The 324-nt window shown below is 39.8% G+C and carries 1 protein-coding gene and 1 pseudogene; both read right to left on the bottom strand.

Annotated elements, in window-relative coordinates; genetic code table 11:
- Window positions 1-132, bottom strand: a 132-nt coding sequence (locus tag IDG65_RS14400; protein ID WP_206174259.1) for a DUF1381 domain-containing protein, incomplete at its 3' end; no start/stop codon positions are given.
- A gap of 36 nt (window positions 133-168) precedes the next feature.
- A pseudogene (locus IDG65_RS14395) lies at window positions 169-324 on the bottom strand (dUTP pyrophosphatase); the annotation flags it as partial.

Below are 324 nucleotides of genomic sequence, written 5' to 3'. Positions count from 1 at the left end.
ATATTTCTCTTTCGCTTCTTCTTTACTCTCTGCCTCAACAACTGTAAACCTTTGATTGCTTTTAGCTCGAGTTATGTGTGTATGCTTGCGTCCTGTTGAATCTTTGAATGTTGTGACTAAGTATTGCGTCACTTCCCCAAAACCTCCTTGACTCGATCTAAGATGTCTTTACACTCCGCTACTTCCGAAGCCTTTTGCTCCACGTTCTGAAACACTCTCGAATTCCTCCACTTGCTTTAGTTCAGGTGTCCATATAGGCACGATAACCAATTGAGCTAGTTTGTCGCCTTTATATATTTCGTAATAATCATTTATAGTAAAAGG

This window comes from Staphylococcus sp. EG-SA-17, assembly GCF_017151845.1.
GTDB lineage: Bacteria > Bacillota > Bacilli > Staphylococcales > Staphylococcaceae > Staphylococcus > Staphylococcus aureus.
The sequence above is the reverse complement of the archived record's forward strand: the minus strand, read 5'-3'. Positions and strand labels throughout refer to the sequence as shown.